Source organism: Streptomyces sp. NPDC104309, from assembly GCF_055584025.1.
On sequence record NZ_JBVJMV010000036.1, the window covers coordinates 61,740 to 82,350 of the forward strand.

Annotated in this window: 18 protein-coding genes and 1 pseudogene; 8 read left to right on the forward strand and 11 right to left on the reverse strand. The window is 66.9% G+C overall.

The window, feature by feature from the left end; genetic code table 11:
* Positions 1 to 32: 32 nt before the first annotated feature.
* On the reverse strand, positions 33 to 422 hold the full coding sequence (locus tag ACZ68L_RS35415) for a hypothetical protein (RefSeq protein ID WP_469585642.1): 390 nt from the start codon (positions 420 to 422) through the stop codon (positions 33 to 35).
* 424 nt (positions 423 to 846) lie between these two features.
* Between ACZ68L_RS35415 and ACZ68L_RS35420 the strand changes: the two genes are divergently transcribed.
* Together ACZ68L_RS35420 and ACZ68L_RS35425 are read left to right on the forward strand one after the other, a co-directional pair.
* Positions 847 to 1,356, forward strand: a complete 510-nt coding sequence (locus tag ACZ68L_RS35420) for a helix-turn-helix domain-containing protein (RefSeq protein WP_469585645.1) — start codon at positions 847 to 849, stop codon at positions 1,354 to 1,356.
* A gap of 499 nt (positions 1,357 to 1,855) precedes the next feature.
* On the forward strand, positions 1,856 to 2,017 hold the full coding sequence (locus tag ACZ68L_RS35425; protein ID WP_376221226.1) for a hypothetical protein: 162 nt from the start codon (positions 1,856 to 1,858) through the stop codon (positions 2,015 to 2,017).
* A 66-nt stretch (positions 2,018 to 2,083) separates the two neighbouring features.
* Here ACZ68L_RS35425 and ACZ68L_RS35430 read toward each other — a convergent pair whose 3' ends face one another.
* Complete coding sequence (locus ACZ68L_RS35430; protein WP_469585648.1) at positions 2,084 to 2,368, reverse strand: hypothetical protein; 285 nt, start codon at positions 2,366 to 2,368, stop codon at positions 2,084 to 2,086.
* A gap of 737 nt (positions 2,369 to 3,105) precedes the next feature.
* Here ACZ68L_RS35430 and ACZ68L_RS35435 point away from each other — a divergent pair.
* Positions 3,106 to 3,711: pseudogene (locus tag ACZ68L_RS35435) on the forward strand (transposase); the annotation flags it as partial.
* On the opposite strand, the gene ACZ68L_RS35440 reads toward ACZ68L_RS35435, so the two are convergent.
* From ACZ68L_RS35440 to ACZ68L_RS35455, 4 genes are all read right to left on the reverse strand, one after another.
* Positions 3,660 to 3,899 carry a hypothetical protein gene (locus ACZ68L_RS35440; RefSeq protein WP_469585687.1) on the reverse strand — a complete coding sequence of 80 codons (240 nt, stop codon included), beginning with the start codon at positions 3,897 to 3,899 and terminating at the stop codon, positions 3,660 to 3,662. The pseudogene ACZ68L_RS35435 and the gene ACZ68L_RS35440 sit on opposite strands and share 52 nt — an antisense overlap.
* 74 nt (positions 3,900 to 3,973) lie before the next feature.
* Complete coding sequence (locus tag ACZ68L_RS35445) at positions 3,974 to 5,008, reverse strand: trans-sulfuration enzyme family protein (protein WP_469585651.1); 1,035 nt, start codon at positions 5,006 to 5,008, stop codon at positions 3,974 to 3,976.
* On the reverse strand, positions 4,945 to 8,094 hold the full coding sequence (locus tag ACZ68L_RS35450) for an NB-ARC domain-containing protein (protein ID WP_469585653.1): 3,150 nt from the start codon (positions 8,092 to 8,094) through the stop codon (positions 4,945 to 4,947). Before ACZ68L_RS35450 ends, ACZ68L_RS35445 begins: the two co-directional genes overlap by 64 nt.
* Positions 8,095 to 8,128: 34 nt before the next feature.
* Complete coding sequence (locus ACZ68L_RS35455) at positions 8,129 to 8,323, reverse strand: DUF6087 family protein (RefSeq protein ID WP_469585655.1); 195 nt, start codon at positions 8,321 to 8,323, stop codon at positions 8,129 to 8,131.
* Positions 8,324 to 8,694: 371 nt separating this feature from the next.
* Between ACZ68L_RS35455 and ACZ68L_RS35460 the strand changes: the two genes are divergently transcribed.
* The 3 genes from ACZ68L_RS35460 to ACZ68L_RS35470 all read left to right on the forward strand — a co-directional run bounded on the left by ACZ68L_RS35460 (position 8,695) and on the right by ACZ68L_RS35470 (position 13,916).
* The gene (locus tag ACZ68L_RS35460; RefSeq protein ID WP_469585658.1) at positions 8,695 to 9,021 is read left to right on the forward strand and encodes a CU044_2847 family protein; all 327 of its coding nucleotides are present in this window, start codon (positions 8,695 to 8,697) and stop codon (positions 9,019 to 9,021) included.
* Between the two features lie 45 nt (positions 9,022 to 9,066).
* Positions 9,067 to 13,278: a trypsin-like peptidase domain-containing protein gene (locus tag ACZ68L_RS35465; protein ID WP_469585661.1), complete on the forward strand. Its 4,212-nt coding sequence runs from the start codon at positions 9,067 to 9,069 to the stop codon at positions 13,276 to 13,278.
* Between the two features lie 191 nt (positions 13,279 to 13,469).
* Positions 13,470 to 13,916: a restriction endonuclease gene (locus tag ACZ68L_RS35470; RefSeq protein ID WP_469585663.1), complete on the forward strand. Its 447-nt coding sequence runs from the start codon at positions 13,470 to 13,472 to the stop codon at positions 13,914 to 13,916.
* Positions 13,917 to 13,957: 41 nt separating this feature from the next.
* On the opposite strand, the gene ACZ68L_RS35475 is transcribed toward ACZ68L_RS35470, so the two are convergent.
* Genes ACZ68L_RS35475 through ACZ68L_RS35490 form a run of 4 tightly spaced genes read right to left on the reverse strand, consistent with a single transcriptional unit; the run spans position 13,958 to position 17,007 of the window.
* Positions 13,958 to 14,551: a histidine phosphatase family protein gene (locus tag ACZ68L_RS35475; protein ID WP_469585666.1), complete on the reverse strand. Its 594-nt coding sequence runs from the start codon at positions 14,549 to 14,551 to the stop codon at positions 13,958 to 13,960.
* On the reverse strand, positions 14,544 to 15,305 hold the full coding sequence (locus ACZ68L_RS35480; protein WP_469585668.1) for an SDR family NAD(P)-dependent oxidoreductase: 762 nt from the start codon (positions 15,303 to 15,305) through the stop codon (positions 14,544 to 14,546). The genes ACZ68L_RS35475 and ACZ68L_RS35480 overlap by 8 nt, the downstream gene beginning before the upstream one ends.
* Positions 15,290 to 16,426, reverse strand: coding sequence for a hypothetical protein (locus tag ACZ68L_RS35485; RefSeq protein WP_469585670.1), 1,137 nt, complete (start codon positions 16,424 to 16,426; stop codon positions 15,290 to 15,292). The genes ACZ68L_RS35480 and ACZ68L_RS35485 overlap by 16 nt, the downstream gene beginning before the upstream one ends.
* Positions 16,426 to 17,007, reverse strand: a complete 582-nt coding sequence (locus tag ACZ68L_RS35490) for a glycosyltransferase family 9 protein (protein WP_469585672.1) — start codon at positions 17,005 to 17,007, stop codon at positions 16,426 to 16,428. The genes ACZ68L_RS35485 and ACZ68L_RS35490 overlap by 1 nt, the downstream gene beginning before the upstream one ends.
* 177 nt (positions 17,008 to 17,184) lie before the next feature.
* On the opposite strand from ACZ68L_RS35490, the gene ACZ68L_RS35495 reads away from it, so the two are divergent.
* Positions 17,185 to 18,138: an IS481 family transposase gene (locus tag ACZ68L_RS35495; RefSeq protein ID WP_469585675.1), complete on the forward strand. Its 954-nt coding sequence runs from the start codon at positions 17,185 to 17,187 to the stop codon at positions 18,136 to 18,138.
* Here ACZ68L_RS35495 and ACZ68L_RS35500 read toward each other — a convergent pair.
* Positions 18,119 to 19,354, reverse strand: a complete 1,236-nt coding sequence (locus ACZ68L_RS35500; protein WP_469585678.1) for a tyrosine-type recombinase/integrase — start codon at positions 19,352 to 19,354, stop codon at positions 18,119 to 18,121. The two genes, ACZ68L_RS35495 and ACZ68L_RS35500, sit on opposite strands and share 20 nt — an antisense overlap.
* Between ACZ68L_RS35500 and ACZ68L_RS35505 the strand changes: the two genes are divergently transcribed.
* The gene (locus ACZ68L_RS35505) at positions 19,284 to 20,519 is read left to right on the forward strand and encodes a hypothetical protein (protein WP_469585681.1); all 1,236 of its coding nucleotides are present in this window, start codon (positions 19,284 to 19,286) and stop codon (positions 20,517 to 20,519) included. The two genes, ACZ68L_RS35500 and ACZ68L_RS35505, sit on opposite strands and share 71 nt — an antisense overlap.
* The last annotated feature ends 92 nt before the right edge of the window (positions 20,520 to 20,611 follow it).

Consider the following 20,611-nt stretch of genomic DNA (forward strand, 5'->3'; position numbering starts at 1 on the left):
CCCCGGTCGTGTGCGCGGTTTGTGACGGCCTCTTACTTGGAAGGGCCGGTCAGGAACCCGGCGACCTGATCGACGGTCTGGACGATCACCGTGCCGCCGCCGAGGTCCGTGATGGTCTGCTGGCCGCCGGAGCCGACCGTCGAGATCAACGACCATCCACCGGTGCCCAGGGCTCCGCCGACGAGAATGAGGAGCGCGATCTGCCCCCAGCCATGTCCCTGGCCGTGTTGCTGACCACCCATCAGCTTCTTGATTAGGAGCACGCCGCCCCAGACCAGGCCGGCGGCGCCGATCAGCATGAGCAGCAGACCGCCCCAGAGCTGGATCTGGCTCTTGGCGTTCGTCAGGAAGCTGGTCAGGTCCCAGGCTGCACTCGGCAGGGAGGTCTGTGTGAGGACGGCTGCCTCGTAGATCTTCGTCATGGTTCTTTCCTCTCGCCTTTCGAATCATTCGGTGACATGACAGTGAGTCACAAGGAGACAAGCGCAGCCCGCTCATCTGCACTGGCGGCGATGGAAGCTGGAGTGATCGGTGGCATGCTGTCGACTCCCCCGCTGGCTCGTATGCGTGCACATCTGAAATGACTAATCTACCCCATTCGGCTAGTCAATCACAGGGCCACTCGAAAGGCGCATCAATAAGGAGTCGAAAGAGGCTCGGAAACGAGGTGAATCGACGCCGTGACGCACGGCCGCAGGAACGCGATGGCGGCCTGTGGAATCCGCAGTGCGAGATGTGTAATGTGCTGCTCCAGCACTACTTACGACGCCGCCTGCTCGATTTCGAGGCAGGCCACCCCCACACACCCCGTCGATCGCGATCTTGACCAGGAAGTACCGAACCGTCATGAATCCACTGCCCGGAGACCTTTTCGCCCGCCGACTTCGTCAAGAACGCGAACGCCTCGGCATCAGCCAGGCAGAGCTCGCGCGCCGTATGGCCGCGCTGCTCGGTTCGAATGTCGACTCCACCGCCATTACGCGCATCGAGCAGCAGACCCGAGCAGTCAGACTCGACGAAGCGGTCACCGCGGCCGAGGCTCTCGGGGTCCCTCTGATCACGCTGGTGAGCGACAACTACGCCCGCGAGAACGAAGCGGAGATCCAGAATCAGCTCGCCGAGCTCGCCCTGGCCGAGCGGGAATGGGAAAAGCAGCGGCAGAAGATCCTCCAGATCACCCAGACCATCCAGCAGCTCTCTGCCGAGCGGGAGGCCTTCCGCTCCCACGCGCTGGACGTCGACCCGGACAACGCCGGCGACTACAACCTCGACCCTGAGACGCAAGCCGCTCTCGACGCCCGGATGCGTGATGCCCGCAACAAGCCGGCCGGGGAGGGCACAGGCCCAGGCGCGTGACGCTGTTGCGGGCGGCCGGGTTGAACCCGCGGTCGTAGACGTTCACCGTCTCGGGTTTCCGCCGCCGGCAGGCTCTGGCCGGACTCGCTGCCGCAGGACCGGCATTGGGCCGCGACGAGCAATGCTCAAGACCTAATAGCTGTGCACGGTGACGGGTGACCCCTACTCAAGACCTGGAGCCGGACTCCTCTCCACAGGCAGAGGGCCCCGTCACTGTGCACCTGCCGAAGCACGTCGAACATCTCCACGATGACGTCATGACCGTGACCCCACGCCGCTCTCGTACGGGCGATCTCGGCCGCTTCCGCCGCGGCAGAGCGGCGCCTCTGCTTCGTTCCTTCTGTCACGAGAACCAGCGCCTGACCCAGTAGAACCCGGAAGACCTAGCGGACTCAGGGGCGCATCACCCCTGAAGCGGAAGCCGCGATCTTCGCCCAGGCCGACGAGCTCAACCCCCGCATCGCCGAGATCCTCGAGCAGTACAGCTAGGCTCGTAGGCATGGGAATCGACTGGGAGAACATGCTCGGCACAAGCGGCAACAGCCTCAACGATGCCTACGACAGCGCGGTCTCCGCGGTCATCTACAGTGAGGACCCAGGGGACAACCGTTGGCCACTCCCAGTCGGCGAAGAGCACGACGACTCAGACGGCCTGCGCTGACTCAGCACACACACGAAAACGCCCCGGTGAGCCGGGGTGTTTCGTTGCCTCGGAGGCCGTGTCAGGTCAGGGGTCAGTCAAGAGGCGGCCGAGCTCGACCCTGCGCTCCTTGGGGAGTTCTGGCCAGCTCGCGACGAGTTTCGCGGCCAATGCATTGAGGTCGTCTTTGACCTGTTCCTCTACCTGCTCGTCGGGGCGGGAAGCGATGACCGGCATGGCCAGCGGCTGCAGGTCCGACTTGCGGATCTTCAGCTTGCCGCCGACCCGGACAGCGGGCATCTCGTCATCGGTAATCCGCTTACGGATCGCGATCGAATGACCGTAGTCCGCGTCCTCCTGCAGCTCACGCATGTCGCACCGGCGCTCGAGTGTCGATGGGGTCGGCATCAGAGACCTCTCGTTCATAGATGAGTTGTCTCGTGTGTCCGCGCTCTACGCGGCGAGCTCCGATCGAGTCCGTCCCTCGTCCCGCGACCCTTCCGAGTCTTCAGCGGTCTGGCATCTGCCTGGATCGGTAGCACCATTGGGTGCTGCCTTGCCCCCAGGCTACGCGATCTTCCTGCTATTGCAACAGATTGTGGCGTGAGTGGTGTGATTTCAGCACTGCATCTGACTTGCCGTGAGCTGTACGATCAGCTTCAAAGACCGCCGCGCAGCATTGATGACGTTGTGAGCGATCCCGTACACCGCGACTCGTGCAGGGTTCGCCAGGCCTCAGCACAGAACGGTGTTCTCGTCGTCGTCCAGTCGTATCTCGGTGTGCCAGTCCTCGGCCACCACCAGGTGTGGGCCGCCCCAGTAAGCTCGCGGTCAGCCCGCCCCTCGGCGGGGCTTTGACCATGTCGAAGGACAGCGACGAGCGGTGATCGGCTTCCGTAGATCCCACGCCAGCGCGGGACGAGAGGCCGGTACGGATCACCACGGCGGCGTACGGTCGTCGCATCCCGTGCTGATGCTGCTCGGTACGGAGAACCAGCGAGCGCCCCGCCGGAAGACTTAGGTTCTAGTGGTCGTCGCAACACCCCAGCTCAAGGGGTGCGATGGACTTCGAGATCCGGGAGAGCCGGAAGCCGCAGGGCTCGAAGAAACTGACGCGTGAGCGGGAGGCATACTTCCTGCTCATGCGTCAGGGCGTGAGCAGCAACACCGAGGCTTGCCGGATCCTCGGCATCAACCGTCGAACCAGCAAGCGCTGGCGCCACGGAACCAACCCGACCGGGAGCAAGAAGGGGGCACCGCCCGCCATGCGGCCGGCGGCGTCCCCGGCCGGTCCGTCGCGCTACCTTTGTGAAGCGGACCGCATCCACATCGCCGACCGGCTGTGCGAGAAGGCGTCCATCCGTCAGATCGCCGCAGAACTCGGCCGCAGCCCCTCCACCGTCAGCCGCGAGATACGCCGCAACGGCGCCCTCTGGCGCGGGACCGACTGGACCTACCGACCCTTCGCGGCCCAGCGCCGGGCAGACCTGCGTCGGCCCCGCCCCAAGCCCGGCACGATCGGCCAGGATGCCGAGCTGCGGGACTTCATCCAGGACCGCCTGACAAAGCGGTGGAGCCCCGAGCAGATCTGCCAGGCACTGAGGACCGACTTCCCTGACCGGCCGGAGATGCACGTGGTCCACGAAACGATCTACCAGGCCCTCTACGTCCAGGGACGCGGAGAACTCCGCCGCGAGCTGACCCGTGCACTTCGGCGGTGGTTGTCGACGAAGCCGGGCATCACAATCCGTTCGCTCGCGTCGATGACGTCGGCGTCGGGCGCGTCGATGTGCGGGGCGACCGCGATGATCTGGCCGTCCTCGATGAGGACGTCGCCGCGGGTCAGGTCGCCGAGCGCGGGGTCCGTGGTGACGACGGTGCCGCCGGTGATGAGGGTTTTCATGGTGTCGCTCCTTGCACGTACACGGTCGAAAGGGCGGTGGGCGGCCGGTGCCGGCCGCTGGGGTCGGTCCGGGGTCAGGCCCGGGCGGTGAGGACGTTGTCGGCCGCGGCGAGGGCGTCGGCGACGAGGTCGGCGGTGTCCTCGGTGCCGGCGGCCAGGCGGACCAGGCCGGGCGGGACGGCGGCGGTGATCTGCTCGTCGCTGAGCATGCCGCGCCACATGGAGGCGGGGTGGACGGCCAGGGACTCGACTCCGCCGAGGCTGGCGGAGCGCTGGGAGTAGCGCAGGTGGCCGAGGAAGGCGTCGGCCGCCTCGAAGCCGGCGGTGAACTCGACGCTGAGGACGCCGCCGAAGCCGCTCATCTGGTCGGCGGCGAGTTTGTGCTGGGGGTGGGAGTCCAGGCCGGGGTAGTGGACGCGGGCGACGGCCGGGTGCTCGGCGAGGGCTTGGGCGAGGGCCAGGCCGTTGTCGTTGTGCCGGGGCATGCGCAGCGGCAGGGTGCGGATGCCGCGCAGCAGCAGCCAGGCGTCGATCGGGCCGAGGGTGGCGCCGGTGAGCAGACTGGTGTCCCAGATGCGGTCGAGGGTGTCGGCAGGCCCGGCGAGGGCGCCGGCGGAGACGTCGGTGTGTCCGTTGAGGTACTTGGTGGCGCTGTGCCACACGACGTCGATGCCGAACTCGGTGGGGCGCTGGTTGAGCGGGGTGGCGAAGGTGTTGTCGGCCAGTGTGGTGATGCGGTGGGCATGGGCGAGGTCGGCGACGGCGCGCAGGTCGGTGATGTGCAGGAGCGGGTTGCTGGGCGTCTCCAGCAGGATCAGCCGGGTCTTGGGGGTGATGGCCCGCTCGAAGGCCTCGATGTCGCGCTGGTCGACCAGGGTGGTGGAGACCCCCAGGCGTGGCAGGAGGTTCAGCAGGACGGACGCGGTGCCGCCGTAGGTGGACTTCTGGCCGATGACGTGGTCGCCGGCCGAGACCAGCGCGGGCACGGCGGTGGTGATGGCGGCCATGCCGGAGGCTCGCGCCCGCCAGGAAGCGCGTGAGCAGCTCAATCGCCGCGGAGCGTCATGCTGACCGCGGTGATGGTGACGACCTGGGAAAGTAGTCTCCAACCGATTTCGTTAGCCTGGTCGAGTGCCGCCGCGTCGAGACCGTCAAGGCCCTTGTAGATTTCGCGAATCGCGACGTGCTCCCCGTCGCGCACGGCTTCCAAGAGGCGCAGCGTCTGCATCTTGAAGGGCATGCACGTCACCCCCGCCTGGAGACTGAGCTGCTCGACCGTCATCCGTGACGCGATGCCGACGAGCATGGACAGCACTTGATGGCACTCAGGGGCAGGTGGTGTGTCGGCTTCGCAGGCTAGGACCATGAGTGCGGCGCGGCACTCGGGCACGCCGGAGGCGACGGCCAGCCCCGCATGCAGCCCCACGTCGTGCAAGGTCCTGGCAATCACCTGGGGGTGAAGGGGCCGCTTGACCGAATACGCGTGGATGGATTGAAGGTGTTCCAGGGCATCGTTCCATCGGTTCTGATACATCAGTGCCTCGGTGAGGAACCCTCTTAGCTGGAGGCGCTGCGGGCCGCGCAGACCGTCGTCCTCAAGGAGCGTTCGGCAGCGTTGCTCGACTTCCTCGTCGGTCATGAGGTCGGCAGTCAGGGCATTATCGATCCGGTCAATCTCGCGCTGAATGCGCGCGGACGGGGTGGTCAGCATCCGTTGGCTCAGCGAGTCGAAATCGGCGGCGAGGGCTTGTACCTCTGGCTCCGGGGTGCCATGGCCAGTGTGACTGCGGAGCACTGTCAGGCAGTTGGCGACGGCCAGGGACGCATCCTGGGGCCGGGAGTCGGCTAGTTGGAAGGCGAGGTCTCGGGCGCGCTGTAGATGGTGCAGCCACACTGCCGACGCTTCACCAGTGTTTCTCAGTACGTCCGCGAGTTGAGCCCGGGTCTTCAGTTCAAGCACGGGCGCGGGTTCCTTGCGAGCCAGCAGATACTCCAGCTCGCTCTCGAATGCCTGCCGGGCGTCGTCCAGCTCCCCCCGCATCACGTAGGTGCCGGCCAGGTTGCCCCACATGACCGCCATCGTGTCCGTGGAGATATCGAGTCGGCTGGCATGGTCGGCGAGGCTCTGCACGTGCGGCAGGATCGCCAGGAGGTGCTCGTCGTCATCTGCCTCAATGAACGCCGTCAGCCATCCCTGCGCGTGGTACGCCGCTTGACTGAGGATCTCGGACATGTCGGTGCGGCTCTCCGCTAGCGTGCGCATGACGTGCTGCACGATCTCGTTGACGTTGATCGTGTCGTCGATGCCCTCGCAGTGTACGGCGGACCGTTCTTGCTGAGGCAGCGTGCACAGCGGCTCATCGCGCCGGGCCAGCGACTCGGTACGCAGTGCGCGATGCATCTCGTGGGCAGTGAAAGGGACCTGGTCCTGCAGGCCGCAGACCTTTGGATGGCGAAGGCCCGACCGGACGGCGTCGTAGCTGGACACCAGGGTGGAAAAGTAGAGCAGCCAAATTGGGATCTGCCGGGAGGCGAAATAGGCCGCCCGCAAGAGTGCGAGGGCTGCGCCTTCGGACGCTGGCTGCAACTCTTCCTTGTCGATCAAGCGTCCCAGGGCCAGCCGAATGGCTCCGACCAGTGTTTCGGGGTACCCGTGCGGAATGGCGTATTGGTCGTTCAGCGCCAGATCACGGATCTGCTCCAGATAGCGGCCCGCTTCCCTGAGCCCGAGCTCGCAGCCGGCAAGATGGCCGCAGGCGAGCTCGATTGCCAGTGGCCAGTATTCGAGCTGTTCTGCGAGAGCTGCCGCCGTCTGCCGGCTGGGGGCATCCCAGTCTTCCTCGTGGTGCAGGCGCATCCTGATCAGCTCTGTGGCCTGATCGGGAGTCATGCTCTGGATCGCTACTCTGGCTTGATGGGTTGCCCAACTGACCTGGTTGGTGGAGGTGATGAGGACGTGGCCGCGTCCGCTGGTCGGAATCCAAGGGTCCACCACACGCCGGTCGACGACATTATCGATGATCATGAGCCAGGGGCGTGCCGAGGAGCTGAGCTGCGCGCGGACCCGGTCACGGAGCCGTCCGCTGTTCGTATCTGGGCCGTCGTCCGTGCGACGGGGTAGCCAGTCATGAATGCTCTGAAAAGAGGAGCGTAGGGACGTGCTGTTCTCGCCGTTCACCCAGAAGACGTGGTCATAGGAGTCGGCCAAGTCGTAGGCGTAGTCGGCGGCGGTACTCGTCTTGCCGATGCCGGAGGGGCCGAGTAGAGCGCAGGTGGGTACCGTGCGTTCCCGTCCACCGCTCGTCAGGGCCGCACGGATCCGATCGATGATATCCGGGCGGGGGATGTCTGGTGGATCCGGCACTGGCCCCACCATGATGCCCCAGTCGAACTCACCGAGCTCATACGCCAGTTGGTGCCCGGGGGTGAAGAGTTCCGCGCGGAATTCCGCCAGGGCGAACGCACTGTCGAACTCACCCGAAGCGCGGCGGTGGATCTCGAATGCCAGATAGTTCGTGAGACGGCCGGCCGACTCATGGCCAAGGCCGCGGCAGTGCTCGTTACGGAGTCGCCGCATGCGCTCCCGGAGCTGATCACGCAGCTGATGCCGCTGCCTGGAATCGACCGAGATTCGTGCGCGGCCCATCCGGTTCAGCTCGTCATCGCTCATTCTCGCCGGTTCGTCGCGCCAGCGGCTGCGGTCCAGCAACCGCTGGAGACGCTCGCGGAGCTCGTGTGGGTCGTCGAGGCTTAAGGCCCGGTTCAGCTGCACCGCTTTGGGGTGGAGCCGCATATTTGTGATCAGTCGATACGAGCCTGCTCGCGGCCGTGCGCGGAGCATCCGAAGCAGGGTGCCGAACGCGTCAGGAGCAGACATCTCTGTACCTGAACCGCCGGACTTGACCTGGACTGCATGCACGCTGCCGCGGTTCTGGTCGACGAGTTCGAAGTCGATTGCATCCGGGTCCGTCGAGTCTTCATCCGGGGTGATGACGGGTTCGATCAGCACCGCAGCAACTCCGGGGAAGCGGTTATCCGTGACATCGAGGAGCGCTTCCAGCGTTACGAGGTATTGGTATTGGAACCCATCTGCTGCCGCCTGCCCGCCGCGCTCCGCCACCCGGTGCCCCTCCCGCCGTATGAAGGTATCCAACCTATCCGGCACCTCGGACATCAGCTTCGCGAGACCGTCCATGACGCCGCCGCACTGCTCTGATCGCGAGGCCGCATTAGCTTCCGACCCTGATCAGGACGACATGTTGGCTGTGGTGAACAATGCCGCCCCGCCGCGTTCGTCGTGACCACTGTTGCCCGCAGTACGGCCCTTTGGCCAGCGGCACTGCGCGACGCTTGCCCTTCGAGGCGCAGCGACGTTCCTCGCGTCGCCGTGCCCAGTTCTCCAGCATTTTCTGCTCGTCGTGCATCTCAGCATCGTGGCGCAGATGCGGTGGCCGCTGTCACTGGCTTGGCCGGACAGCACCGTGATCTTGACGAACCTGAGCCCGTACCGCGTTGGTTCCGGTATCACTACGCCGACCCGCAGGGCGCCGACTTGACGCGTGAAACGGCGCGATAGAGCAGGCGCTTAGAAGGCACTGGGCGGGTGGAGGAGATGGGTGGCTCTGACCTGCGCAGATGCATCCGGTTGCTAGTTGTTGCCGAAAACTTTGTGCGTTTTTGGGATGGCGAGTACGTGGAGGGTGACGGTCAGGGGGCCTCGAAGTCGGCTCTTGCCCACACGGATGCAGATGCGAGCGATAACATCTGCAGGTCCATAGTCCATTCGGGGGGTCGCATGTCGTCACGTGTTGTCTCGTACGCGCTCGATGAGCAGACTACGGTCGGCTTTGAGATCGAGGTTGGTGACAACTTCCATCCCGTAGGCACGGAGACCGCGATCGCCCGGGTCCGCGAGGCTGTCGAGCCCGCGGTGCAGGCAGCACGGACCGTGCTCGAGCAGGTTGCGGCCATGAAGCCCGGCGAGGTTCAGTTGAAGTTCGGCATCAAGGTCAGCGGCACCGCTAACTGGCTGATTGCCAAGGCTGCGACCGAGGCAAACTTCGAAGTCACTCTCACGTGGCGGGATGGTGCGGTGCCGGCTGGGCAGTCGGACCCTCAGTAGCGAGGCATGACGGGGCACGCGGCGCGGTATTACGGTAGGCCGGTCATGGATAATCAGCCCAGCAGGCCTGTGAACGACTCCTGGGTTGCTGCCATCCATCACACCGAAACCGACGAATTTTCGCTCGGGTCTGCCTTTGTGTTGGACTCCCGCCGGGTCCTCACCTGCGCCCATGTGGTGCGCGCCGCCGCCGATGCAGGGGCTGCGCTCTGGGTTGCCTTTCCCAAGGCCGAGGAGAACGACACGGCACGCATCTCGGTCAGCGAGATTGTCCTGCCTCCTGCCGGGCTTCAGCGCTCTCAGGATGCCGCGATCCTTCGACTGACCAAGCCGGTCCCAGCTACCCGCGTACCCCGGCTGCGCTGCCCTGTCCCGGCCGATATGGTCAGCCGCGACTGGTGGGCGTTCGGATTCCCCGGAGGCGAACTGCTCGGCAACTCGGCTGCCGGTGTGATCGGTGAAGCCCTCGGCTACGGCTGGGTGCGGCTTGATACACACTCCCGATACACCGTCAAATCAGGTTTCAGCGGATCGGCGATGTGGTCGCCCGAGTACGACGCAATCGTCGGCATGGTCGGCCAGGCGAGCGGGGACGGCGATGCCCGTGCGCTGTCGCTTTGGCAGATCAACCGGATCTTCCCCGAAGAGGGGATCGCTGGCCTTGCCACGTGGACGGTTGAGGCGGCTGGAGAGTCCGCTCTCGCCTCTTGGGGATGGTCGCTGGGAGACGATCCCGAGGCTGGCCGCCATTGGCGCCCGCGCGCCCGCGGCGTCAGCATCGAGACGGAGAAAGGGTTCCGCTTCCGCGGTCGGACTGCTGCCCTCAACGCCATCGTCGGCTGGATCAACGACCCTCCGGCCCGAAAGGCGCTCGTCGTAACCGGGTCGCCTGGCGTGGGTAAGTCAGCTGTACTGGGCCGGATCGTCACCACGGCGGACCGGGAGATCGCGGCCAGGTTGCCGACGGACGACACCGCCGTACGAGCACCCGTCGGCTCCATTTCGTGCGCAGTGCACGCCAAGGGCAAGACAGCGCTTGACGTCGCCGTCGAGATCGCTGCGGCGGCTTCGGCGGCGCTCCCCGATGACATCGAGTATCTGCCGGAATATTTGCGCGAGGCGCTGAAGGGTCGTTCTCATTCCGAGAGTCATTCCCCGTCCGACCAGGACTACTGCGCGCCCGATTTCACTGTGGTCATCGACGCGCTCGACGAGGCGTCTACCCCCCAGCAGGTGCGGCTGATCATTCGACGGATCGTCACCCCGCTGGTCGAGACATGTAATGACCTGAATATTCGGGTGATCGTGGGCAGCCGGCGTCGGGACGATTCCGGTGATCTTCTCGCCTCATTTGGCCGTGCCCTGTCATTGGTTGATCTCGACCAGCCCGGCTTCTTCGAGCAGGAGGACCTGAGATCTTACACCCTCGCCACGCTCCAGATGGTGGGTGACGAACGACAGGACAATCCGTACGCCGATGACGCCACTGCCGAGCCGGTCGCCTGTCGCATTGCTGCCATGGCCGACCGTAACTTCCTTGTGGCTGGCCTGGTGGCGAGGGCGCACGGACTGCACGACCGAGAGGCGGTCCTGCCTGAGGACATCTCTTTCATCCCCACCGTGGATGGCGCACTTCGCGACTATCTTGACCGGATCCCACCCTTGCATGGTTACTCTGCCGGAGACGTGCTTACTGCCCTCGCCTTTGCCGAGGCCCCGGGCTTCTCGCTCTCCCTGTGGCAGATGGCGATCACCGCACTTGGCGGACCTGTCGTCCCAGACGGCACCCTCGCTGCCTTTGCCCGTTCCTCAGCCGCGAACTTTCTCGTGGAGACAGGCGGTAGCGAAAGACGGGACACTGTCTACCGGCTCTTCCATCAGGCCCTTGACGACACCCTGATCAGTGCCCGAGCTGAACTGCATACCCGTCGCGAGGACGAACGGGCGCTCGCCCGAGCCATGATCGCCGAGGGAGAACGGACCGGCTGGATGGAGGCTGATTCGTATCTCAAACGATCGCTCCCTGGTCACGCTGAGGCCGGGGACGTACTGGACGAGCTGCTGACCAAGGAGGTGTATCTCCTCCATGCGGATTTGCGTCGACTGCTCCCGGTGACTGACCGTGCGGTCTCCGACCTTGCCCGCACCAGAACCAAATTCATCCGGCGTACCCGCCAGGCATTCAACGTCAACCCCAGCCAACGGATCGCCCTTTTCAGTGTGACGGAGGCGCAGCAGCGTCTTGGTCGGGTCTACCGCGACCTGCCCCTGGCCGCGCCCTACCGCGCCCGCTGGTGCACCGTAGTTCCCGGTACAGAGGAGGCCGTCCTGGACGGCCACACGCGCTGGTCGTACGTCCTGCGTGCGTTCACTCTGGGAGGTCGGGAGCTGCTGGTGAGCGCAGGCGGTGACCGCACTGTGCGGATCTGGGACCCCGTGCTTGGCGAAGTCCTGCACGTGATGGAGGGACACACGGATGAGGTCCGGTCCATTGTCTCCGTAAGAATCGGGACGGTGGAAGCCCTCGCCTCCGCCGGCCGGGACGGGACGATCCGCTTCTGGGACCCCCTAGTGGGGGAGCCCTTGCACGACATCGACGGAGATGCGGGCGGGTACTCCGCGCTCTGCTCCTTCACTCAGGATGGACGGCCCCTGCTAGCAGCGGCGAAAGCGGCGGGAGCCACGATCCAACTGTTCGACCCCGTCACGGGCGTGCAAGTCACCGAACTCGACGGTCATGACGAGTGGATCACAGATCTTTGCGAGATTAGCGTGGACGGCGTCGCTTTGCTCGCCTCGTGTGGCGAAGACGGAACCGTACGCCTGTGGGATCCCACTACGGGAACCAGCCTGTGGACCGTGGCCCACGGGGGCTCGTGGGAATGGGACAGCAGGTGGACTCGGGCACTGTGCCCCATCCGAGTTCGTGGCCGCACGCTGCTTGCCGGTGCCGGGTACGACTCAGTGATTCGCTTCTGGGATCCACGCGATGGTAGTCAGACGGGACAGCTGCGAGGGCACGAGGCCCCCGTCCTCACTGTTTGTGCTACGTCACTTGACGGCAAATCGGTTCTGGTCAGTGCGGGGCAGGACGAGACGCTGCGGCTCTGGGATCCGCACACCCAGCGCCAGCTCGCGACGTGGCGCGGACACACCGGATCGGTCTACTCGGTCTGCGCTCTCCGCACCGGATTCCAAGTCAGGCTGGCCAGCAGCGGCGACGACTGCGCCATCCGCATCTGGGATCCAGCGACTGGCGAACAGCATGCGCTGGCCGAGAACGGCGAGGCTCAACTTTTCGATGCCGCCTGCGTGGTCCGTGTGGAATCCGGACTGCTCATGGCGACTGCTCGCGTTGGTGCGGAGGGACTCGACGTCCGGGATCCGGCTTCTTGGAACACGGTGCGCAGACTGCCCACTGACACAGTCAACGCGATCTGTACGGTGCCGCTCGACGGGCGGGCCCGCATAGCCGTTGCCGGGATGGGAATCGAGCTCTGGGATACGCAGACCGGTAACCGAGTCCGGGTACTCAAGCATCCGCGCAAGCGGTACACGGCCATTAATTCGATCTGCGCAATCAAGGTCGATGAGGCCCCCGTGCTGGTGGGGTCACTGGGGAGTTCCCTACATTTCTGGGATTTGTCACGGGAGCACGCTGTCCATGAATTCGACGTCGGCAGGGCGGGCGCGCGCGAGATCTGCCCTGTACCGATGCGTGGAAGGCTCGCCATCGCGGGCATCACCTTTGATGGGAGCATTGAAGTCTGGGATCCCGGTTCGGGTAAGCGCCTTGCTCAGTTGAGCACCAGCCGGGTGTCGCTCACTGCTCAGTGCACCGTCCGAGTCGGTGGGCGAGTGCTGCTTGCCACCGGCAACGAATTCGGTGTCATCCAGCTCTGGGATGTGATGACCCAGGAGCCGGTTGCTTCCCTCGAAGGGCACTCGGCCCGGGTAGCGCAGCTATGGGTCTCGGTCGTCGATGGTCGTACGGTGTTGGTGAGTGCCAGCGACGATCGGTCGCTGAGGGTCTGGGACCCAAAGGGCCCCGGGCCACTGCTGGACATCCCGGTCCACCACATGATCGGATGGGCAGCTCAGGCGGGCTCCGACATCACGGTGAGTCTGGATGCGGGAATGCTCGGAATCCGGCTCGATCTCTCCGCGATGGATGTGGGATGGGCCAGCCAAGGCCCCTCTGGGCACGGGGCATTTGTTCCGGATCCCTCGGTGCTGCCCCGCTCGACCCTTTCCTAAAAGCGGGAACCCGGATCTCTGCCCTGCATCACGCTTCGGGCCAGGCACGGGTGCGTGCGTTGCCCCAGCTTGGTGGGGCCGGAGTCGACACTTGCGTTGAGTGGACGTGGCATTGAGGCGGCACGGATCGGTTCATCAAGGGCGGCGATCGGCAGTGGCGGCATGACGAGGCTGTGAAGGCAGGGCACCAGATGCTGGCCCAGGTCGACGCACTGGCGGGGACGGAGTTCGAGGCCTTCGTCGTGGACTTGTGCCTTCGCGATGGGTGCACCGATGTACGGAGGGTCGGCGGCTCTCACGACAACAGGGCCGACGTGCTTGGATGCCTTCCCGATGGGCAGAGCATGGTGATCCAATGCAAGCGGTACACGCCCAAGAGCAAGATCCTCAGTCGGGAGATGCGTGACCTGCTCGGTGCGAAGGTGCACTTCAAGGCCGATGTGGCGATCTTCGTGGCCACGATGTACTTCGGCGGGCTGGCGGAGAAGGTCGCTGCGGAAAACGGCATCCTTGCCGTTCATCGTGATCACTTTGGACTGTGGCGCAACGGCGCCTCGTTGTCGTTGCTCGGCGCGGTGAACGGTCTGGGGCAGGGCGACCGCCGACACAGGGAGCGCTGGAAGGAGACGTATGGGTAGGAGCGTCTTCCACCGGGCGTAGCAGCCGGGGCGCCAGCCGTTTACCGGGCAGGTCGCTGAAGGACGGGTCCCACGCGCTGGTGGGCGGGCAGGAGACGGATCTCGGCGAACTGCCAGGGCGTCTTCGCGGCGGTGGCAAAGGCGGCAGGGCCTTCTGAAAGGCGGGTGAGGACGCCGAGGAGGAGGGTGTGGGAGACGGCCAGGAGGGGGCCGTGGCGTTGGGCGGTGTGGTGGAGGAAGGCGGCGCAGTGGCGGGCGCGGGTGTGGAGGTCAGTGAGGCTTTCGCCGTCTTCGCAGCGTAGGGAGGGGTTGGCGAGGCGACGGGCTCGCCAGGTGCGGTAGGCCGGCGGGTAGGTCTCGGTGGTGCGGCCGAGGACGATGCTCGGGGCGCGCCATTCGGCGAGGAGGCCGGAGGTGGCCACGATCGGCAGGCCCGTGAGGTAGGAGACGAGGGCGGCGGTCTGGCGGGCTCGGGGGATCGGGCTGGTGACGATCGCGGTGATGTCTTCGGGGAGGGGGAGGGAGCGGCACACCTGTTCACGGCCTTCCTGAGTGAGGGTGGCTTCGTGAGGGGCGTGGTGGCCGGGGCGGTGGCCTTCGTAGGCGCCGTGGCGCATGAGCCAGATGTCAGCCAAGGATCCAGCCTCCGTCGACGCGCAGGGTCTGGCCGGTGATGAAGCCAGCGTCGTCGGTGACCAGGAAGGCGACGGCTGCGGCGACGTCGTCCGGGCGCCCCCGGCGCTGGACGCACTGGCGGGCGAGCTGCCGGGCGGTCATGGCTTCCGGGTCGTCGACGACGGTGTCCTCGGCGGGGACGCGGATGGAGCCGGGGGCGACGCAGTTCGCGGTGATGCCGACGGGGCCGAGTTCGCGGGCGAGGGCACGAGTGAGTCCTTCGAGGCCGGCCTTCGCGCTGATGTAGCCAGTGAGGTCGTGGCGGCCCGCAGTGGCGAGGACTGAGCCGATGGTGATGATCCGGCCCCAGCCGGCGGCCGTCATGGCGGGGGTGAGCTCGTGGGTGAGGAGGTAGTGGCTGGTCAGGTTGGTGGCCAGGGCGTTGTCCCGGTGGGTGGGTGTCATCTCGGGCCAGGGGCGGCGGGGGTAGGCACCGGCGTTGCTGACCAGGATGTCGATCGGGCCGAGTGCGTCGTGGGCTTGGTGGCAGAGGGCGCGTACGGCCTCGTCCTCGCGGAGGTCGGCTCCCAGGGGGACGGCGGTGCCTCCGCTGTCGGTGATGTGGGCGGTGAGTTCGGCTGCGGCCTGGTCGTCGTTGAGGTGGGCGAGGGCGACGGTGGCGCCGTCGGCGGCGAGGCGGCGGGCGATGGTCGAGCCGAGGCCGCCGGTGGCTCCGGTGACCAGGGCGGTGCGGCCGTTCAGCGGGCCGGGCATGGCGACTCCAGTGGGCAGAAGTAGGTGGTGGGGGCGAAGGCGGGGCTCATGGCCTCGGCGAGCCGGGCGAGGAGGACGAGCCGGTCCGCGGGCGCCAGGTCGGCCAGGTTGTAGACGCCGAGGATGCGCATGGCCAGGAAGGGGCGGAGCAGGTTCGCCAGATCCGCGCCGGGCCAGAGGTGGCCCGCGATCGGCCGTACGAGCTGGTTCCAGTACGCGGTCACGGCGGCTCGCCGGGGCGCCGAGAGGCGCGGGGTGTACTCGATGTGGATGGTGCTGGTGGTGTGGTCGGCGTCTGCTCGCCGGAGTTTGGGCGCGTTGGCCGGGACGTGGGCGAAGGTGGCGGGGTGGCCGGCGAAGGCGGTCGGGTTGTACCTGGGTACGAGCCAGCCGCCGAGGGCGGAGGCGTACCAGAGGAAGTTCGCGAACTCGCCGGGGATGCTGTTCATCCCCGCGGTGTCGTAGTCGAACCACGCGAGCGGGTGGGCGAGGTTGACGTCGGTGGGGTCACCCTGGGTGAGTGCCGCCCAGACCGGTTCGGCCGTGGCGAAGTGGGCGTGGAGCCAGCGAAGGATGGAGGCCCAGTCCAGGTGGTGCCGACGGCCGTTGATGCTCAGGGTGTATGTGCCGAGGCGAGAAACCGGGACGTCGATGACACCGTCGGCGATCAGGAAGTCCTTGCCGGCGTAGTACGTGTCGAGTCGGCCGCCGGATGCCGCGCGGTCCCAATACAGCTTGCGGACGACGTGCGCCGGATCGGCCGGCCATGCCGTCGTGAGGATGACCTCGCGGTACGTGCTTGTGAGCTGGTCCATGTACGTGTGGAGGCCGTCGCTCGGCTCGTCCGCGTTGAGGAGGTCGAGCAGGAGCCCCTGATCGGTGCCGCCGGGGAGGCGTTCGTACGCGAGGAGGTGCCCGCCCGGTACGCGCAGGTGGGTGTGAAGGGCGGGTACGCGGTAGTGCTGGGCCAGGCGGGCGTGGCCGCGGATCTCCTCGCGGGCCTCGTCCGGGTTGCGGGTGTATTTCAGGAGCAGGGGGCGGCCGAGGAGGTCGACGGGACAGAGCAGATTGCGGGTGAAGCGCCGCACCGGACCGAGCCGAAGGGGACTCCGTCTGGTCATTACCTCACCTCGCTGAGCAGCCCGAGGCAGACCTGGGCCAGAGCGGCCGGCGGGAAGGCGCCCATGTGAACGTCCGTGCCCGGGGCGATGACGTCGCGGACGGGGCAGAGGTCGCCCTGGTGCATGCGGTCGGACAGGTCGGTGGCGACGGCGTGGTGGTGTGGCAGGCCGGTGCGCCACTTGCTGTGGCTGTGGCGCGCGTACAGGCCGACGACCGGCGGGCTGCTGCGGGCCTTAGCGGCGAGGTGGGTGAGGCCGGTGTCGTTGCCGACGACCAGGTGGCAATGAGGGAAGAGGCCGACGAGGGGGTCGGTTGGCACCGCGTCGAGGCGGAGGACCTGCACGTGGCGCCGAGGGGCCTCTGCCGTGATGCGAAGGCCGTCGGTCGAGTTGCCACCGATGAGCAGCAGTCGGGTCTGGGTCTGCTGGGCTTCGCCAATGTGCTCGGCGAGCTCGACGTAACGCTGGGCGGTGTAGTCCTTGCGCTCCGGCCAACTGGTGGCGGTGATCGCGGCGATGGTCAGACCGCCCAGCCAGCCCACCGAGCGCAGCTCCTCCACGAACTCGTTCGATCCAGTCACGAGGGTGGGAGCGAAGGGCGCTGTGCCAGGCAAGCGGATGCCGAGTCGACGCTCTAGGTGTTCTGTCTCGGGAGGTTGTGGACGGGTGATTCAGGTCTCGGCTGAGGGATCTTGAACAGGTGAGGGCCTTCCGGGTTCGGTGTGGATTGCGACGTCTACACCGACCGAAAGGCCCTCGTGCCCCACCGTAATGCACCCCTGACCGAGACCGGACGCCTGCGCCTGGCCCGCTGCGTGGTCGAGGACGGCTGGCCCCTGCGCAGGGCCGCCGAACGCTTCCAGGTCTCACCCACCACGGCCCAGCGATGGGCTGCCCGCTACCGGGCTGATGGTGAGGCCGGGATGACCGACCGTTCGAGCCGCCCGCACCACAGCCCGCGCCAGACCCCCACCCGCACCGAACGACGGATCATCAAGGTCCGAGTCCTGCGCCGGTGGGGACCGGCCCGCATCGCCCACCTGCTGGGTCTGGTGCCCTCCACCGTCCACCGCGTCCTGACCCGCTACCGGCTTGCCCGCCTGGCCCATCTGGACCGGGCCACCGGCCGGGTCATACGCCGCTACGAACGCGACCAGCCCGGTGAACTGGTGCACGTGGACATCAAGAAGCTCGGCAACATCCCCGACGGCGGCGGCCACAAGGCCCTCGGCCGACAAGCAGGCCGCAGAACCCGCTCAGGGGCCGGCTACAGCTACATCCACACCGCCGTCGACGACCACTCCCGCCTCGCCTACAGCGAGATCCACGGCGACGAGAAGAAGGAGACCGCCACCGCCTTCTGGACCCGCGCCCAGGCGTTCTTCACCTCGTGTGGCATCACCGTCGAACGGGTCCTGACCGACAACGGGGCCTGCTACAAGTCCCACGCCTGGCGCGACACCCTGACGGCGGCCGGGATCACCCACAAGCGAACCCGGCCCTACAGGCCGCAGACCAACGGCAAGGTCGAACGCCTCAACCGCACCCTGCTCGACGAATGGGCCTACGCCCGCCCCTACCGCTCAGAAGCCGAACGACGCGACGCCTTCCCGCAATGGCTACACACCTACAATCACCACCGCGGACACACCGCACTCGCAGGCAAACCACCCGCCAGCCGCGTCCCCAACCTCACAAGGCAATACATCTAGGGCCAGGTAGTAACGGGAGGGTAGGTCGGGGTGAGCGCGGCCGTCGCTCGACCAGCCCAGGCATCTTGGGGGTTCGAGGAGAAGGCACCGCAGCAGCCGAGGATCCGAGCATGTCGGGGAGCGCCTGGGGGCCTTCGATGCGCTGCTGGAGTTCGGCGATCTGGCCGGTGATGCAGCGGGCGTAGGTGGAGAACAGGACCGGGACGCTGTTGCCGGCCCATTCGGCGACCTGGGCGGGCGGGATGCCGTTGTTGAGCCAGGTGGTCAGGCAGGTGTGCCGGAGGTCGTACACGCGCTTGCCGACGGGTGAGTTGTACTCGTGCTCGGGCAGGACAGCCTCGCGGGCCTTGGCCCAGATGCGCCGGTAGACCGAGCCGGCCAGGAGGCCGCCCTTCTCTCCGGGGAAGAGCAGGTCGCCGGGCTTCAGCTGATCGCGCGCGATCAGGCCCCGAAGGCTCGTGGCCAGAGCAGGGTGAACGGGAACGGTGCGAGTGTCGCCGGATGCCCGGCCCTTGAGGTGGCGAGTCTCGTGGGTCTCGCCGTCATCGGTCCAGTGGCTGCCGACCTCGGGCTCTGCCGTGTGGACGCGGAGTTCGCCCCATCCGGTCTCCGGGAGGACCGCGTCCTCGACTCGCAGGGCGACCGCTTCCTCCGGGCGAAGGCCGGCGTAGTACAGGGTCGCGAAGAACACGGTGAGCCGATGGCCGGTGCGAGGGCGGGCGGCGATCCAGGTGAGCAGGGCGGCCACCTGCTGGAGGTTGAGAAGGGATCGTTTATCGACGGTGCTGGAGGCTTTCGGGGCGGCATTCTCTTCCTTTCCCTTGGGCATGGGGTTGACTCGGAGGACGTTCTGGCGGACGGCGTGGCGCAGGGCCACATTGAGGATGCGGCGGTACCGCTTGGCGGAGCTGGCAGCGGCCGGCGTGCCGTCGAGGACGGTGTCGAGCGCGTGAAGGACGGCGTCGACGTGCTTGGTGTCCTCCCAGGCGCTCATCGGGAGCGAGTGACGCCGGATCCACGCCAGGACCGCCCGGTACTCGGAGGGGACATCGTCCCGACGGTTCTTGTTGAAGGCGTACTCGCGCAGCGCCTTGCGGACGTCGACGCCCTCGTACTGGACGGGTTCGGCCCGGAGAAGGGCGAGCGTGACCTTGGTCAGCGCCTTGGCGGTGCTGATGCGGTTGTTCGCCGAGATGCGGGACCACTTCGTGTCCACGTACTGGAGGGCGAAGTCGTACCAGGTGATCTCGGTGGATGGCGTGGCGTGGGAGGCAGGCCGCGGCCGGGACGACGCCGCACTCGCGGAGATCAAGCCGAGTCGGCGCCTGCGCCGGGTCCTCGCCTTCGGCGGGTTGAGCGAGTGCGGCAAGAGCACCAGCGCCGAGTTCGTCCAGCGCACGTGCGGCGCCCAGCGTCTCAAGATCGGCTTCCTGCTACGGCAGGCGGCCCACCGGGAGGGTCTCGCGGACCCGTACGCGCTCTCGGCCCGCCGGCAGGCCAAACTGCTGCTCGGCGAGCTGAACCGCTTCGCGGACGCCCACGTCGGCATGAGGCTGTTCACCATCGAGTCCGTCCACGACGACGCCTCGATCACCGAGCTCAAGCAGCTCATGGGCGACACGCTCCAGATCGTCTACCTGGACGCCTCCTTCGCCGTACGCGTCGAGCGGTCCGGCACTACGGCCCAGGCCGTCGCAGCGAAGGACGAGATCAAGATGAGCCGCGGTGCCCACCAGGTCGCCGCACTCGCCGACCACGTGATCGACAACACCGGCAGTATCGCCTCCCTCCGCGCCCGGCTCCTGCGTATCGCCGCCCCGCCCGCCGCCACAGCGCTGCGCGAAGCCACCCCGTACGGGCTGGGCCTGTCGGCCGCCGTCGCCTCGGCGACGGCCGACTTCACCGACGCGGTACGGGCGTACGGATCCGGCGTGCGGCTCGTCGCCCTGACCGGCAGCCCCGGCGAGGGCAGCTGGATCGCTGGCTGGTCCGACCTGGACCTTCTGGTGATCGCCGAACACGAGGCCATCGGGCGGGTCCACGAGGCCCTGGAGGAGTACCGGACCGCCCTGGGCGGTGCGGCCTCCCTCGGCCCCACCCTCGTCACTCCTGGCGAACTGACCGCACGGCGTCTCACCCCGCGCCTGGCATTCGTCCTCCACCAGCTCCAGCAGGGCAGCCCCGTCCTGCACACCGCGCCCGGCCTCGAACTGCCGACGATCGACCGAGGCGAACTCGCGTTCGCTGCCGTCCGCGAACTCCCCCAAGTCGTCCTGACCATGCGCCGCCTGCGCGCCGATGCGAGGCCGACCACCCTGCGGCAGCTCTACAAGCACCTCGTGCTCGCCTGCCGCCTCATCCTGCGCGAGCACAACCAGTGAGCACTGTGCATCGTGAAGTTGCAGGTCACGGGTCTGGTGTGCGCGGGGTTCGGGATGCTCGTGCTGGTCGTGGGCGGATGGCTTCGGCGAAG

Bases quoted from the DNA above. Each gene is read 5' to 3' on its own strand.
- ACZ68L_RS35425 (WP_376221226.1), top strand. From the start codon at position 1,856: ATGGGAATCGACTGGGAGAACATGCTCGGCACAAGCGGCAACAGCCTC.
- ACZ68L_RS35430 (WP_469585648.1), bottom strand. From the start codon at position 2,368: ATGCGTGAGCTGCAGGAGGACGCGGACTACGGTCATTCGATCGCGATC.
- ACZ68L_RS35420 (WP_469585645.1), top strand. From the start codon at position 847: ATGAATCCACTGCCCGGAGACCTTTTCGCCCGCCGACTTCGTCAAGAA.
- ACZ68L_RS35440 (WP_469585687.1), bottom strand. From the start codon at position 3,899: ATGAAAACCCTCATCACCGGCGGCACCGTCGTCACCACGGACCCCGCG.
- ACZ68L_RS35450 (WP_469585653.1), bottom strand. From the start codon at position 8,094: ATGGACGGTCTCGCGAAGCTGATGTCCGAGGTGCCGGATAGGTTGGAT.
- ACZ68L_RS35455 (WP_469585655.1), bottom strand. From the start codon at position 8,323: ATGCACGACGAGCAGAAAATGCTGGAGAACTGGGCACGGCGACGCGAG.
- ACZ68L_RS35470 (WP_469585663.1), top strand. From the start codon at position 13,470: ATGCTGGCCCAGGTCGACGCACTGGCGGGGACGGAGTTCGAGGCCTTC.
- ACZ68L_RS35460 (WP_469585658.1), top strand. From the start codon at position 8,695: ATGTCGTCACGTGTTGTCTCGTACGCGCTCGATGAGCAGACTACGGTC.
- ACZ68L_RS35480 (WP_469585668.1), bottom strand. From the start codon at position 15,305: ATGCCCGGCCCGCTGAACGGCCGCACCGCCCTGGTCACCGGAGCCACC.
- ACZ68L_RS35485 (WP_469585670.1), bottom strand. From the start codon at position 16,426: ATGACCAGACGGAGTCCCCTTCGGCTCGGTCCGGTGCGGCGCTTCACC.
- ACZ68L_RS35415 (WP_469585642.1), bottom strand. From the start codon at position 422: ATGACGAAGATCTACGAGGCAGCCGTCCTCACACAGACCTCCCTGCCG.
- ACZ68L_RS35465 (WP_469585661.1), top strand. From the start codon at position 9,067: ATGGATAATCAGCCCAGCAGGCCTGTGAACGACTCCTGGGTTGCTGCC.